At 35.0% G+C, this 14,251-nt stretch carries 12 protein-coding genes; 6 read left to right on the plus strand and 6 right to left on the minus strand.

The features are described from left to right. Position 1: 1 nt before the first annotated feature. Positions 2-1,411, minus strand: a complete 1,410-nt coding sequence (locus J0M08_12590; GenBank protein ID MBN8703897.1) for a tetratricopeptide repeat protein — start codon at positions 1,409-1,411, stop codon at positions 2-4. A 147-nt stretch (positions 1,412-1,558) separates the two neighbouring features. On the opposite strand from J0M08_12590, the gene glmM reads away from it, so the two are divergent. Both glmM and J0M08_12600 read left to right on the plus strand, forming a co-directional pair. Next, entirely contained in the window at positions 1,559-2,968 is a 1,410-nt protein-coding gene (gene glmM / locus J0M08_12595; GenBank protein ID MBN8703898.1) for a phosphoglucosamine mutase, read from the plus strand. A gap of 113 nt (positions 2,969-3,081) precedes the next feature. Continuing rightward, positions 3,082-4,227 carry a cysteine desulfurase gene (locus tag J0M08_12600; GenBank protein MBN8703899.1) on the plus strand — a complete coding sequence of 382 codons (1,146 nt, stop codon included), beginning with the start codon at positions 3,082-3,084 and terminating at the stop codon, positions 4,225-4,227. Positions 4,228-4,230: 3 nt separating this feature from the next. Here J0M08_12600 and J0M08_12605 read toward each other — a convergent pair whose 3' ends face one another. The 3 genes from J0M08_12605 to J0M08_12615 are packed head-to-tail and all read right to left on the minus strand — an operon-like array spanning position 4,231 to position 7,539. Then, positions 4,231-5,652: a sugar transferase gene (locus tag J0M08_12605; GenBank protein ID MBN8703900.1), complete on the minus strand. Its 1,422-nt coding sequence runs from the start codon at positions 5,650-5,652 to the stop codon at positions 4,231-4,233. Between the two features lie 11 nt (positions 5,653-5,663). Next, positions 5,664-6,506, minus strand: a complete 843-nt coding sequence (locus J0M08_12610) for a hypothetical protein (GenBank protein MBN8703901.1) — start codon at positions 6,504-6,506, stop codon at positions 5,664-5,666. 22 nt (positions 6,507-6,528) lie between these two features. Continuing rightward, complete coding sequence (locus J0M08_12615) at positions 6,529-7,539, minus strand: Gfo/Idh/MocA family oxidoreductase (GenBank protein MBN8703902.1); 1,011 nt, start codon at positions 7,537-7,539, stop codon at positions 6,529-6,531. A gap of 145 nt (positions 7,540-7,684) precedes the next feature. Here J0M08_12615 and J0M08_12620 point away from each other — a divergent pair, with 145 nt between their 5' ends. Together J0M08_12620 and J0M08_12625 are read left to right on the plus strand one after the other, a co-directional pair. Next, on the plus strand, positions 7,685-8,332 hold the full coding sequence (locus J0M08_12620; GenBank protein ID MBN8703903.1) for a protein-L-isoaspartate(D-aspartate) O-methyltransferase: 648 nt from the start codon (positions 7,685-7,687) through the stop codon (positions 8,330-8,332). A gap of 99 nt (positions 8,333-8,431) precedes the next feature. Then, positions 8,432-9,337, plus strand: coding sequence for a hypothetical protein (locus J0M08_12625; GenBank protein MBN8703904.1), 906 nt, complete (start codon positions 8,432-8,434; stop codon positions 9,335-9,337). Positions 9,338-9,390: 53 nt separating this feature from the next. Here J0M08_12625 and smpB read toward each other — a convergent pair whose 3' ends face one another. Both smpB and J0M08_12635 read right to left on the minus strand, forming a co-directional pair. Further along, positions 9,391-9,840 carry an SsrA-binding protein gene (gene smpB / locus J0M08_12630; GenBank protein MBN8703905.1) on the minus strand — a complete coding sequence of 150 codons (450 nt, stop codon included), beginning with the start codon at positions 9,838-9,840 and terminating at the stop codon, positions 9,391-9,393. A gap of 199 nt (positions 9,841-10,039) precedes the next feature. Then, entirely contained in the window at positions 10,040-10,690 is a 651-nt protein-coding gene (locus J0M08_12635) for an ABC transporter ATP-binding protein (GenBank protein ID MBN8703906.1), read from the minus strand. Between the two features lie 109 nt (positions 10,691-10,799). Here J0M08_12635 and sucC point away from each other — a divergent pair, with 109 nt between their 5' ends. Beyond that, complete coding sequence (gene sucC, locus J0M08_12640; protein ID MBN8703907.1) at positions 10,800-11,990, plus strand: ADP-forming succinate--CoA ligase subunit beta; 1,191 nt, start codon at positions 10,800-10,802, stop codon at positions 11,988-11,990. Positions 11,991-12,088: 98 nt separating this feature from the next. Beyond that, positions 12,089-14,251 (plus strand): primosomal protein N' (gene priA / locus J0M08_12645; GenBank protein MBN8703908.1); only part of this gene is annotated, 2,163 nt, incomplete at its 3' end.

A 14,251-nucleotide genomic window follows, 5' to 3' on the forward strand; every position in this document is an offset into this window, starting at 1 on the left:
GTTATTTATTTTTTTTGTAGGATTGAATCAGTTCGAGCACTGTATTGTTATCTTTTAACAATGGCAAATATTCAAATAATTCGTTGTGTTTTTCGTAATTTAATTCTAAGGCTTGTTGTAAAAATTCAACCGCATCGTGTTTTTGACCCATTAGCAGTAAATAGCCTCCCATTCGGTACAAAAGCTCAGCATTTGTAGGATAAATTTTTATACCATCCGCTAAAATTTTTATTGCTTCTACTTTATCTACACACTCAAATAAAATATTAGAGTAGTCTAACCAAACTGTTTCGTTGGTTGGGTCAAGGGTAACAACTTTTTTATAGGCCTCTAATGCTTCTTCAATAAAACCAAGTTTGTATTGAATATCTCCGAAAATATACCAAAAATCAGCATTTTCAGGCTCCAATTCTAGCGCTTTTTTTATGTAGTGAATTCCTTCGGTAAGCCTATTTTGCATATCAAGTACAAGTCCAATCCCCATCCAAGCATCAGCAAAATCCGGAGAAATTTTAATGGATTTGTTGTAGTTGGCTAGAGCTTTATCAAAATCTTCTAGCTTTTCGTAACACTCGCCAATGTAATAATAGATAGCAGGGTCTTGCGGTTCTAACTTTAGTGCTTCATTATAGCATTCTATTGCTTCTTTATATTTGTACAGAGATGCCAGTGCATTGGCTTTGTTAAAATATGCGGTGGTAAAATCTTCATCAATAGCAAGTGCATAATCATATGCATCTATAGCTTTTTCTAATAAATCAGCCTTGCTATAAAACACTCCCAAATTAAACCATGCCGCCTGAGAGTATGGAGTTTCTTCAATAAAATCAGTAAAAAATTGTATTGCTTCTTCTGTAGCTCCTAATATATCGTAACAAAAACTAAGTTCGTATAGCGCATTTTCTTGGTCAGGATTAATAGATAAACACTTTTTTAAATACCGAACAGCATCAGAATACCGGTTGGTGTTTATGTATTCAAACGCTATAAAAAAGTACACATCCTCCACATCTTCCGGTTGGTATGAAATAGCAATTTTAAAATTTTCGATAGCTTGTTCAGACAGTGCCATCTGGCTGTATATGGCACCGCGCGCTATGTAAATTTCAGGATTTCCAGGGTCAATGTTTTGTATTCTATCGAGTATGCGCAATGCTTGAGATGTATTGCTTTTGGCAGCCAACAACTGCGCTTTTTTAATATTTAAATTGACAGAGTTTGGGTATTGTTCTAATCCTTTTTCTACTGCTAAAGAAGTTTTGTAGAAATCGTTTTTGAGAAAAAATTCGCTAATGATTTCTTCGTATTGTTCTTCTTCAAAATAAATGGATATTCCATCTCGTATTGATTTTTCAAAACGAGCTATTAGTGCACCTATATCTTCCTGATTATCATCGTTAAATCCGTACATGACAACATCTATTTATTCAAAAGCAAAGGTAACAAAAACCACCCTTTTTTTAAGCTAACTTGTCAACAATAGGTTAAATACTGTTAAAAACTTAAAGTGCCTCTGTTTCGCAGAAAAAGGTAAATTTGCACACTAAAAAATAGCATTGTGGCACTAATAAAATCAATTTCGGGTATTAGAGGAACCATTGGCGGAAAGCCGGGAGAAGGCTTAAGTCCGCTTGATGTGGTAAGATATACCGCAGCATTTGGTACTTGGGTAAAAAATAACACTTCTAATAAAAAGGTACATATTGTGGTTGGGCGTGATGCCCGTATCTCGGGAGAGATGGTAAACAACCTGGTAGTAGGTACCTTAATGGGGTTGGGTATAGATGTTATAGATTTGGGGTTATCTACCACACCAACCGTAGAGATTGCAGTGCCTGATGAACATGCTGATGGAGGAATTATTATTACCGCCAGTCATAATCCTAAACAATGGAACGCACTTAAATTACTGAATTCAAAAGGAGAATTTATTTCTGAAAAGGAAGGCGAACAGGTTCTGAAGACAGCCGATAGAGAAGATTTTGACTTTTCGGAAGTAAACTTGTTGGGTAAGTTAAAGAAAAATGATACTTATTTTCAGAAGCATATTTCAAAAATACTAGCGCTACCATTAGTTGATGTAGAAGCAATTAGGGCAAGAAAATTTAAAGTTGTTATTGATTGTGTAAACTCCTCCGGAGGTATTATTGTTCCCTTGCTTTTAAATGCGTTGGGTGTAGATGATATTGTTCAATTATATTGTGAGCCTAACGGTAATTTTCCGCACAATCCGGAGCCTTTACCCGAAAATTTGCGAGATATAGCTAAAGCTGTTGTAAAGAATAAAGCCAACTTAGGAATTGTGGTTGACCCTGATGTAGATAGATTGGCGCTTGTTTGCGAAGATGGAGAAATGTTTGGTGAGGAATATACATTGGTAGCTGTAGCGGATTATGTTTTGAAAAACAATAAAAAGGGGAATTCTGTTTCAAATCTATCGTCTACTCGGGCATTGCGCGATATTACAGAAAAAGCCGGAGGTACTTATACTGCGGCAGCTGTGGGCGAAGTGAACGTTGTTAAAAAAATGAAAGAAACAAAAGCTGTAATAGGGGGCGAAGGTAATGGTGGAATTATTTTGCCCGAACTACATTACGGACGAGATGCGTTGGTTGGAATAGCGCTGTTTTTAACACATTTGGCAAAGTATGGTAAAACCTGTTCCATGCTGCGGTCTACCTATCCAAATTACCATATTTCTAAAAACAAAATAGAGCTTACTCCGGAAATAAATGTAGATAGTATTTTAGCGGGCATACAAGAGAAATACAAAAAACAACCTGTTAGTACTATTGATGGATTAAAAATTGAATTTAATAAAGAGTGGGTACACCTGCGCAGGTCAAATACAGAGCCAATTATACGTATATACTCCGAAAGTGAATCGGAAACTACGGCAGAGAATTTAGCAAAAAAAATAATACTAGATATAAGAGAAATTATTAAGCAACAACAGATAAAGAATTAGTAAGTAGTGTGGTGGGCATCAATTAATTAATAGTTGGACAATGCAATGCCTGATATTCGTGAGAAGTTATAAATACTAGTCACTTAATTCAATTTAATAATACTATACGATAGATGAAAGTATATTTAGATAATGCCGCCACAACACCACTAGATCCTCATGTTTTGGATGCAATGATTCCATTTATGAAGGATTATTTTGGGAATCCCTCATCAATTCATTCCTTTGGCAGACAAACGCGCACTGCTATTGAAAATGCCAGGAAAACAGTTGCCAAGCTACTGCATGTTACACCGGCAGAAATATTTTTTACATCAGGTGGTACAGAGGCTAATAATACTGCCATAAAGTGTACCATTGCCGATTTGCAGATTAAACATGCCATTACTAGTAAATTAGAGCATCATGCTGTATTGCACACTCTGGAAGCTTTGGAACACTCTGGAAAAATAAAATTAAGTCTTGTTAATTTAACACCTGCCGGACACATTGATTTAACTCATTTAGACGAATTGCTTGGAACAAACGAGCGCTCGTTTGTTTCCTTAATGCATGCAAATAACGAAATAGGTAACCTTCTCCCAATTGAGCAAGTTGGCGAAATTTGTAAAAAACACAACGCTATTTTCCATTGCGATACGGTACAAACAATGGGGCATTATGCAATGGATTTAAGTAAGATAAATGTGCATTTTGTTACGTGCGCAGCTCATAAATTTCACGGACCAAAGGGAGTTGGTTTTTTGTATATAAATCATGCAATTAAAATAAATCCTTACATACACGGTGGAGCACAAGAGCGCAATATGCGTGGTGGTACAGAAAATTTGTACGGTATCATTGGATTAGCCAAAGCGCTAGAAATATGTTTTAGTGAGATGCAAGAACATCAGCAACACATTTTAGGATTAAAAAAATATATGATTGAGGAGTTAGAAAAAAATATTCCGGGTGTTGAATTTAATGGAGATGCAAAAGGCGAATGTTTGTACACAGTTTTAAATGTATTGTTGCCCAAATCTGATGTTGCCGAAATGATGCTATTTAACTTAGATATTGCAGGTATTGCAGCATCAGGTGGTAGTGCCTGTTCATCTGGTAGCAATCAAGGCTCTCACGTGTTAAGAGGTGTTAAATCTGATATGGAAAGACCTTCTGTGCGTTTCTCGTTTAGCAAGTATAATACTAAACAAGAGATTGATTATTGTATGGAAAAATTAAAGGAAATGTATCTAGTAAAAAGCAAGGTGGAAGGATAAAAATTATTTCCCTCTTCCCTGTAGAACAATAAGAATGGTGTAAATCAAAATTTTTATATCTACATACAACGACATGTCTTCGATGTAAATTAAATCATATTTTAAGCGCATTACCATTTCATCTACATTTTCGGCATATCCATATTTTACTTGCCCCCACGATGTAATGCCAGGGCGTACTTTGTGTAAGTGCTTATAATGAGGGGCTTTTTTAGTTATTAAGTCAATGTAATATTGTCTTTCTGGTCGTGGGCCCACTATAGACATGTCTCCCTTTAAAACGTTTAAAAATTGCGGAAGCTCATCAATACGGCTTTTTCGCATAAATTTTCCGAAAGGTGTAATGCGAGAATCGTTTTTACTTGATAGTGCCGGTCCCATTTTTTCGGCATCTACATACATCGATCTAAATTTTAGTATCATAAACGGTTTGCCATGTATACCAATCCGTTCGTGACTATAAAAGATAGGTCCTTTAGAAGATGTTTTAACGAGAATGGCAATAATTAAGTAAAACGGGAATCCAATAATTAAAACTAGTAAAGAGAATGTAACATCAAACAATCTTTTTGCAGACTGTTGCCATACAGGCATTATTTCCCTTGATATTTCAATAAGTGGTGCGCCAAAAATGGAGTTCATTTTCACCGTTCCAGAAAGGATATCGTACATATCAGGAATTATTTTGATAATAACGCCTGCATCATCTACTTCGTTTATTATTTTACCAATATTATCATGCTCTGATGATTCAAGCGCGATAATTACTTCTTCTACCGCATATTCATTTATAATTCTGTGTACATCGTTCAGTTCTCCTAAATGCGGTAGTTTCTCTTTTAAATGGCTAGAAAACCCATTTTTATTGTCAATGTGAATAAATCCAATAAATTTATTTCCTGCAGATTTAGGTTGAGACTCCAATTCATTAAATAATTTCCATGCATTTTCGTTGCTACCAATCAATAAGGTGTTGAATCCGATAACTCTATTCTGAAGCTTATGGTTTGTTCGAGTGGTAAGTATTAATCTTAAAAGAATTGTAAATAGTAGGTGTAAGCTTAGCAATGTTACAAAAGACCTGTAATATGTTTTATAGGAAACAACTTCATCATCTAATAATAACATGAAAAAAATAATTACAACTCCAATAAGAGATGTAACTATTGTTTGTCCCATCTCTTTTAATCTAGACTTCCTGTATATAGTGCGATAGGAGCCAACTAGGTAGTACAACAAAATCCAAGAAAAAGAAATAATAAATAAGCTTATCCAGAATTTTTTGTCAAAATTTAGTGGTATTTCAAGCCCAAATTTTTCGGGCTCGATATATGTTTTTCTGTATATATGAAACAGTGTCCAAGCAAATGCCGCAGCAATAAAATCGCTTACTAAATATTTTATTATTTGTATGGTTTTATTCATGCGTGTAATCACTACGAGTGAACTAATTTTATGTTATCCAACAATAGCTTAGCTCCATCACTAGTGCTTTTATTAATCTTAAAGTATATCTTAAATGGGCCGGTATAATTACTACTGCTAATAATTGGAGTAAGATGTAAATACATTTTGTTCCAACTTTCCGTTGGGTTTAGTACAATGGCAGATGCTTGTATGCTAGCGTTATTAACATACACCCCAACTTCAAAACTTTGAGTAGCGTGGTAGTTAAATTCTAAATATACGGGGCGTCCTGAGGCAGGCAGGCTGTAGCTTTGGTTGGATATGGCTTCAAAATAATTATCGTTTGCGCCAAGTTCTACTAGTCCGCTTTTTAAGCCTTCAAAAACCTCTGAGGTGCCTGCTTTTATAATAGTATCGCTACTTGCAGCTTTTGTAAAACTTAAAGATGCACCTTCAAAATCTTCCAGCCATTTGAATGTGGTTGTTGGGAAATAAGTAACCGTAGGATTAAGAACAATAACGCTATCTGTAAATAAATAGGTGTTAGTGGTATAATAGTCGCACACAGGGTAAACAACTCGTGTATTATTTACCCCGTTATTTTTTATACCGGCACGTATTTTTATCTCGTGAATACCTTCAGTAGCAATTACCGGAAATACAACAGGGAGTTCAAAAATGCCTATAATTTTATCGTCAACATATACCCATGCATCAGTAAACTTATTAGTACTGCTGCCTTGGCTTGGGTAATTGGTAAGTAAATTAATAGTATTTATTCGTATATAACAGGGTATAGGCTCATCTTTATTGAGCTTAGAGCAAGATATACCCACAACACATACAAATAATAAAAAAAAGTAATTTTTCATCAACCTCTAGCTAACGGCAAAATTAATTAGATATTGTATCGTTGGTTACAAAATCAGATGTTAAATTCAATTTTTCTATTATTTTGAATGCAATATCGAGTGCTTTATATCCATCCTCAATGGTTACAGCTGTTTGCGTGTCGTTATTTATTGCATAAGCAAGTGCTGTTAGCTCTTCTTTTATGGCATTTATTTCTTTGCACTCTGGTTTTTCAAAATATATTTGTTTTACACCTCTGTTGTTAGGCAAATCTATTGTTATTGCAAGTGGGTCTGCCTCTCCTTCCAATTTCTTTAATCGAATAATATCGGTTGTTTTTTCTAAAAAATCGATAGATAAATAAGCATCTTTTTGAAAAAGACGAGTTTTTCTCATGTTTTTCATCGATAATCTGCTTGCTGTAAGATTGGCAACACAACCATTGTCAAATTCCAAGCGAACATTAGCAATATCGGGCGTTTCGCTAACAACAGCTACACCACTAGCACTTATTCGTTTAATATTTGCTTTCACTAAGCTTAAAATAATATCAATATCGTGTATCATTAAATCTAACACCACAGACACATCGGTTCCCCTGGGATTAAATTGAGCTAGTCTGTGCGACTCAATAAATAATGGATTATCAACGTAAGGAACTGCAGCTACAAAAGCCGGATTGAATCGTTCTACGTGCCCAATTTGTACTTTTACATTAGCTTCTTTTGCTAATTTTAAGAGCGATTTACCTTCAATCAAGGTATGTGTTAGTGGTTTTTCTATAAATAAATGTTTGCTTTTTTTTAGCGCTTTAACAGCATATTGATGATGAAAAATTGTAGGGGTAACAATATCTAACACATCGCACGCATCAATTAAATCATCAACAATTGGAAAATGAGTAACTCCATATTCCGAAACCACTTTGCTTACGGCATTTTCGTCCACATCATAAAAGCCTACTAATTCATAATTGGCTATTTCTTTAATAAGTTTGATATGTATTTTACCTAAATGACCGGCACCAATAACGCCTATTTTTAGCTTACTCATAATTGCTTTAAGTTTTGTGCTCTAAAAATAAACAGCTATTCGAATGAGTTTATGGCACTAGTCTAAAATATATTCACAATCCAATGATGAAAAGTTTGTTGGTAGACAATTCACAATCCAATGAAATAAAATTTACTTTGCACACATGCTAAACGATACATATAAACATAAAGGATTACGAAAGAAACTTGTTGAAGAGTTAAGGCGGAAAGGTATAGTAGATGAAAATGTACTGAAGGCAGTAGATACAATACCTCGCCATTTGTTTATGGACACCATATTTTTAGAATATGCTGCATACGAAGACAAAGCTTTTCCGATAGGGGCAGGACAAACAATTTCGCAGCCCTACACAGTTGCCTTTCAAACCGAACTATTGCAGTTAAAGAAAGGAGAAAAAGTATTAGAAATAGGAACTGGTTCTGGTTATCAAACGGCTGTTTTGTGCGAGATGGGAGTTAAAGTTTTTACTATAGAACGACAAAAAGAATTGTACGATAAAACAAAAGTATTTTTACCAACGTTAAATTATACTCCCAAGTTCTTTTATGGCGATGGATACAAAGGTCTTCCGGCTTTTGCTCCGTTTGATAAAATTATAGTTACCGCTGGTGCGCCTTTTATTCCGGAAGATTTGATTAAGCAGTTAAAAGTAGGAGGCCGGATGGTTATTCCAGTTGGTGCAGGAGATGTGCAAACAATGACATTGTTACAAAAAAAATCAGATACGGAAATTACTAAGCAAGAATTGGGCGAATTCCGCTTTGTGCCTTTATTAGAGCAAAAACAATAGTGCACAATTAACATGTTGGTGTTAATAATCCCTTTGTGGGCGTTGTAAAAATAGTTCGGTAAGCTTATAACTTGCACTTATAACCAAAAACAACAATTTATGAAAAAATCAATCCTCTCAGTTGCCATAGCACTAGGGATTTCTAGTGTTTATGCACAAGATCTTACATCAAAAAAAGGAGAACCTTTTTTGCCTGAAGCTAATGATTGGGCAATTAGTGTTGACGCTTCTCCATTTTTAAATTATGCAGGAAGAATGTTATCTACTACTGGATCTACATCTCCTACAGTTGGATACACCAACACCAATTTTATGATTATGGGCAAAATGTTTAAAGACGAAAAAACTGCCTATAGAGTAAAATTGCGTTTGGGTATGAATTCATCTTCACAAAAAACTAATATTGCAGATGCTTCTAATACATCAGCAGTAACTTTTCCAAATTTAGCTCCTGTTGTAGAAGATAAAGCTAAATCAAGAACTACCTTCTTTGGTGTAGGTGTTGGTCTTGAAAAAAGAAGAGGCAAAACTAGATTGCAAGGGTTTTATGGTGGAGAAGGTATGATAGGACTAACTTCAGGAAGTGCTAAGTTTGAATACGGAAACGATTATTCAACTACTGCAACTAATACACAAGCAATATCTACTAACTATACTGTAAGTGTTGGTAATAGTAGTGTTGGTAACCTGAATGCTCCTTATGGAGGAAGAATACTTACCTACAAACAAAAAATGGGATTTGGTTTAGGTGTTAGAGGATTTATTGGTGCAGAGTATTTTATTTTCCCTAAAATGTCTATTGGTGGTGAGTTTGGATGGGGTATTGGATTCTCAACTGGTGGTAAAACTAAAACTACTTCTGAAGCATGGGATGGAACTTCTCAAGCTAAAGGAGAAACTGAAGTTGAAAATCCAGGAAGTTCATCTTTCATAATTGATACAGATATCAATAATAGTGTTTTGGGTGGTGGTAGTGCTCAACTAACATTGAACTTACACTTCTAGTATTTTAGATAAGTCTAAAATAAAAATCCCTCTGCTTTTTAGCAGGGGGATTTTTATTTTAATTTTCTTTGTAATTCTCTTTCAGTGTCCCTTTTCTTTATATCGTCACGTTTATCAAAGAGCTTTTTTCCTTTGCACAGCGCTATTTCTAGCTTGGCAAATCCTTTATCGTTTATAAAAAGTTTTAGCGGAATAATAGTTAATCCTTGATCTTTGAGCTTGTTGGTAAGCTTTTTTAGCTCTTGTTTATTGAGTAGTAATTTTCTATTTCGTTTAGGTTCGTGATTTGCATACGAGCCCTTGTCGTATTCGGCAATGTGCATGTTAATTACCCATAATTCATCTTTTATAAATGAACAAAATGCATCATTTATCGCAGCCTGACTGTTGCGAATAGATTTTATTTCCGTGCCTTGCAGTTTTATTCCTGCAATAAACTTATCTAGAAAAGTATATTCAAAAGAAGCCTTTCGGTTTCGTATATCTATTAAATTTTCAGCCATTTTACCGAACGAAGTTCGAAATTAAAAATGTTAAATTAAAAGTTGAAAATGCAATATAATTCATAATTCTATATTCAATGTCTTTTATTTTAAGGATGTTTTTAACCAAAAGTTCAACAAGCAGGTTGTCGAAATATCTGTGTAGGCTTAACGAACGACACTCATTCTACATTCTTAATTTTAAATTCTCAATTCTCAATTACATTATTATTCCATCTCTCATCACTAATTTTCTATCTGCCATGTTTGCCAATTCTTCGTTGTGTGTAACAATTACAAACGTTTGGTTGAATTTTTCGCGTAAGGTAAAAAAGAGCGAATGTAGTTCTTTTGCATTGGCAGAATCTAGATTTCCGGAGGGTTCATCTGCAAAAACTACCGCAGGAGAATTTATTAAGGCTCGCGCTACAGCAACTCGCTGTTGCTCTCCCCCCGACAATTCGGATGGCTTGTGTTGAGCTCGGTCGGATAGTCCTAATAAATTAAGTAATTCCATTGCCTTTAGTTCCGCATCTTTTTTTGAGACACCGCCAATGTATGCCGGAATACAAATATTTTCAATTGCAGTAAATTCTGGTAATAATTGATGAAACTGAAAAATAAATCCAATGTTTTTGTTCCTAAAAGCTGCCAATTTCTTGTCGGAAAGTGTATTTACTTCTACATTATTTATGGTTATACGCCCTGCATCCGCTTTGTCAAGCGTTCCTAATATTTGTAAAAGAGTCGTTTTTCCTGCACCAGAAGCTCCAACAATAGATACAATTTCGCCCTTTTTGATGGTAACATCAACACCCTTCAAAATTTGTAACGAATTGTATCTTTTTTGTATGTTTTTGGCTTCAATCACATGGCAAAGAAAGCAGATTTTAGCGATTTTAAATAAATACTGACAATAAATTTTACTATTAGCCTAAAAAGTATATTTTTACTATCAAACATTTATACATCTATAATTTATGAACTTACACGAATATCAAGGTAAAGAAATATTAAAAAGCTATGGTGTAGCTATACAAGAAGGTATTGTTGCTGATACAGCCGAACAGGCTGTAAAAGCTGCTGCAGACTTACAGAAGCAGACTGGAACAGGTTGGTGGGTAATAAAAGCTCAAATACATGCAGGAGGCCGTGGTAAAGGAGGAGGAATTAAATTGGCTAAAACATTAGATGAAGTAAAAGAAAAATCAGCATCAATCATCGGAATGAATTTGGTTTCCCGCCAAACAGGTCCACAGGGTAAAAAAGTAAATAAAGTACTTATTGCGCAAGATGTATATTATCCCGGAGAAACTCCAACAAAGGAATTTTACATGAGTGTATTGATGGATAGAACAAAAGGTAGAAATATTATTATGTATTCTACCGAAGGTGGTATGGAGATTGAAGAAGTGGCGGCTAAAACTCCACATCTAATTCACAAAGAAGAAATTGATCCTAAAGTAGGATTAAGAGATTTTCAAGCTCGTAAAATAGCTTTTAACTTAGGATTGGATGGTCAAGCGTTGAAGGAGATGATAAAATTTGTTTCTTCACTATACAAAGCGTATGAAGGTATTGACGCTTCTTTATTTGAGATAAATCCTTTATTAAAAACTTCAGATAACAAAGTCATAGCCGTAGATGCTAAAGTAACGTTAGATGGTAATGGATTGTTCCGTCATCAGGATTTAGCTAAGCTTCGTGATGTTACCGAAGAAGATCCTACCGAAGTAGAAGCAAAAAGCTTTGATTTGAATTACGTGCAATTAGAAGGAAATGTTGGCTGTATGGTAAACGGAGCCGGTTTAGCAATGGCAACTATGGACATTATTAAATTATCTGGTGGAGAGCCTGCTAACTTTTTAGATGTAGGTGGAACTGCCAATGCAGCCCGTGTAGAGCAAGCATTTAGAATTATTACAAAAGACGAGAAGGTAAAAGCTATATTGGTAAATATATTTGGCGGTATTGTTCGCTGCGACCGCGTTGCACAGGGTATTGTAGATGCGTATAAAAACATGGGTTCTATTAAAGTTCCTATTATTGTGCGTTTGCAAGGTACTAATGCAGTAGAAGCCAAAAAAATCATTGATGAGTCAGGCTTAAAAGTATTTTCTGCAATTGAATTGCAAGAAGCGGCTGATTTAGTGAAAAAGGTATTGGCTTAGTTTTCGAATTTAAGATACTAATGAAAGAGCTGTCGGTTCTTCTTATTATGAACATCGACAGCACTTTTGTTATTATCAGACATATCTTTACTTCTTAATTGGAACCACTAGCCACATTTGTAGATGTATTATTGCCAATACCTTTGGCAAAGTATTTTACTTATAGAGTTCCTCAAAAATTAATTTCTCAAATACATTTAGGGAAGCGCGTTATTGTTCAATTTAGAGGAAATAAACTCTATACCGCTTTAATAAAAAAAATACACCATCAGGCTCCTGTAAATTATACTGCTAAATATATAGATGATGTGGTAGATGAATCTCCCATTGTAAATGAGTTTCAAGGTAAGCTGTGGAGCTGGATAGCAGAGTATTATATGTGTAGCGAAGGTGACGTGATGAATGCCGCTTTGCCTGCCGGACTTAAATTGAGCAGCGAAACAAAGGTTGTATTGAATGAAGAGCTGTTTTCTGATGAAATACGAAAAAAGGAAATAGTTGAATTCTTAAGTGACGATGAATTTATTATTTACGAAGCATTAGAAATAAATTCCATTTTAACCATTAACGAAATTTATCAATTGCTTTCCAATAGGCCTGTACATGCTATCTTACGAAGGTTAACTGATAAAAACATTGTTCTTCTTTTTGAAGAGATAAAGGAGCGTTACAAGCCAAAATTAGAATGGTATGTAGAGCTTACTGAGTATGCGAAGAATGAAGCGAATCAACGTGCTATTTTCGAAACGTTGGAGAAAAAGGCATTTAAGCAGCTGGAAATTTTAATGACATATTTAAAACTGTCTAAAATTGATAGCGATGAAAAATACAAAATAATAAAAAAGACAGATTTGCTTAAAGCTGCCAACACTAATCAGGTAGCGCTTGATAAGTTGGTAGAGAAAAATGTATTTAAACTTTTTCAGCAAGAGGTAAGTCGTTTTGTAGATACCGGTAATGAAAAGGTAGATAAACTATTGTCAACTGAGCAGCAACAGGCTTTCGACTCATTGAAAGAGCAGTTTAAATCCAAAGATGTAGCACTATTGCATGGTGTTACAGCCAGTGGAAAAACCGAAGTCTATTTTAAACTAATCGAAGAGCAGATAGCCAAAGGGAAACAAGTGTTGTATTTATTGCCCGAAATTGCACTTACGATGCAATTGATAAATAGGCTTCGAAAAAAATTTGGAGATAGAGTAGGAGTGTATCATTCAAAATATAGCGACAACGAACGTGTAGAGGTGTGGCGTAGTTTAGTTACAGAAAACTCTCCCAAACAATTTGATGTAATTATAGGTGCGCGTTCATCCTTGTTCTTGCCATTTAGCAAGTTGGGATTAATTATTGTAGATGAGGAGCATGATCATTCGTACAAGCAATACGACCCAGCGCCTCGTTATCATGCAAGAGATACCTCAATTTATTTAGCGAAACTACATAACGCAAAGGTTTTGTTAGGTAGCGCTACTCCTAGTCTAGAGAGTTATTACAATTCACAGCAACATAAATATGGTTATGCCGCTTTGCTTAAAAGGTTTACAGATGTTAAACTGCCCGAAATACTTATTGTTGATATTAAGGAGGAGAGCAGAAAGAAAAAAATGAAATCGCTTTTTAGCGATGAATTGCTGAATGAGATAACTAATTCACTTTCTAAGAAAGAGCAGGTAATATTATTTCAAAACAGAAGAGGTTTTGTGCCCATTATTGAATGTACCGACTGTGGCTGGGTGCCCCAATGCAAGCAATGTGACGTGTCTCTAACTTACCACAAGTATAAAAACGAGTTAAAATGCCATTATTGTGGCTATACAACGCAGCCGCCAGCTAAGTGCGAGGCTTGTGGTAACACCAAGCTTTTAATGTTAGGTTTTGGTACCGAAAAAATTGTAGAAGAATTGCAACATTTTTTACCTGATGCTAAAATTGATAGAATGGATTTAGATACAACACGTTCTAAATTTTCCTACCAAAAGATAATTCAAGATTTTGAAGATGGTGGCGTTGATATTTTGGTTGGAACGCAAATGGTAACTAAGGGGTTAGATTTTGATAATGTAGCATTGGTTGGCATTCCCAATGCCGATTCACTATTTAATTTTCCAAACTTTAGGTCATATGAACGAGCCTATCAAATGATTGCGCAGGTTGCAGGCAGAGCAGGTAGAAAAAATAAACAAGGAAAAGTAATTATTCAATCGTATTATCCAACACATCCAGTATTAAGCTACTTAATAAATGATGAGGTGAACAAGTTT

The sequence above is a fragment of the Bacteroidota bacterium genome (assembly GCA_017303975.1).
In the GTDB taxonomy this organism is placed as follows: domain Bacteria; phylum Bacteroidota; class Bacteroidia; order JAFLBG01; family JAFLBG01; genus JAFLBG01.

What these genes read in the sequence shown, in the direction of transcription:
- J0M08_12620 (MBN8703903.1), top strand. Translation starts at nt 7,685, where the DNA reads ATGCTAAACGATACATATAAACATAAAGGATTACGAAAGAAACTTGTT.
- J0M08_12610 (MBN8703901.1), bottom strand. Translation starts at nt 6,506, where the DNA reads ATGAAAAATTACTTTTTTTTATTATTTGTATGTGTTGTGGGTATATCT.
- J0M08_12605 (MBN8703900.1), bottom strand. Translation starts at nt 5,652, where the DNA reads ATGAATAAAACCATACAAATAATAAAATATTTAGTAAGCGATTTTATT.
- J0M08_12625 (MBN8703904.1), top strand. Translation starts at nt 8,432, where the DNA reads ATGAAAAAATCAATCCTCTCAGTTGCCATAGCACTAGGGATTTCTAGT.
- smpB (MBN8703905.1), bottom strand. Translation starts at nt 9,840, where the DNA reads ATGGCTGAAAATTTAATAGATATACGAAACCGAAAGGCTTCTTTTGAA.
- J0M08_12600 (MBN8703899.1), top strand. Translation starts at nt 3,082, where the DNA reads ATGAAAGTATATTTAGATAATGCCGCCACAACACCACTAGATCCTCAT.
- J0M08_12615 (MBN8703902.1), bottom strand. Translation starts at nt 7,539, where the DNA reads ATGAGTAAGCTAAAAATAGGCGTTATTGGTGCCGGTCATTTAGGTAAA.
- sucC (MBN8703907.1), top strand. Translation starts at nt 10,800, where the DNA reads ATGAACTTACACGAATATCAAGGTAAAGAAATATTAAAAAGCTATGGT.
- J0M08_12590 (MBN8703897.1), bottom strand. Translation starts at nt 1,411, where the DNA reads ATGTACGGATTTAACGATGATAATCAGGAAGATATAGGTGCACTAATA.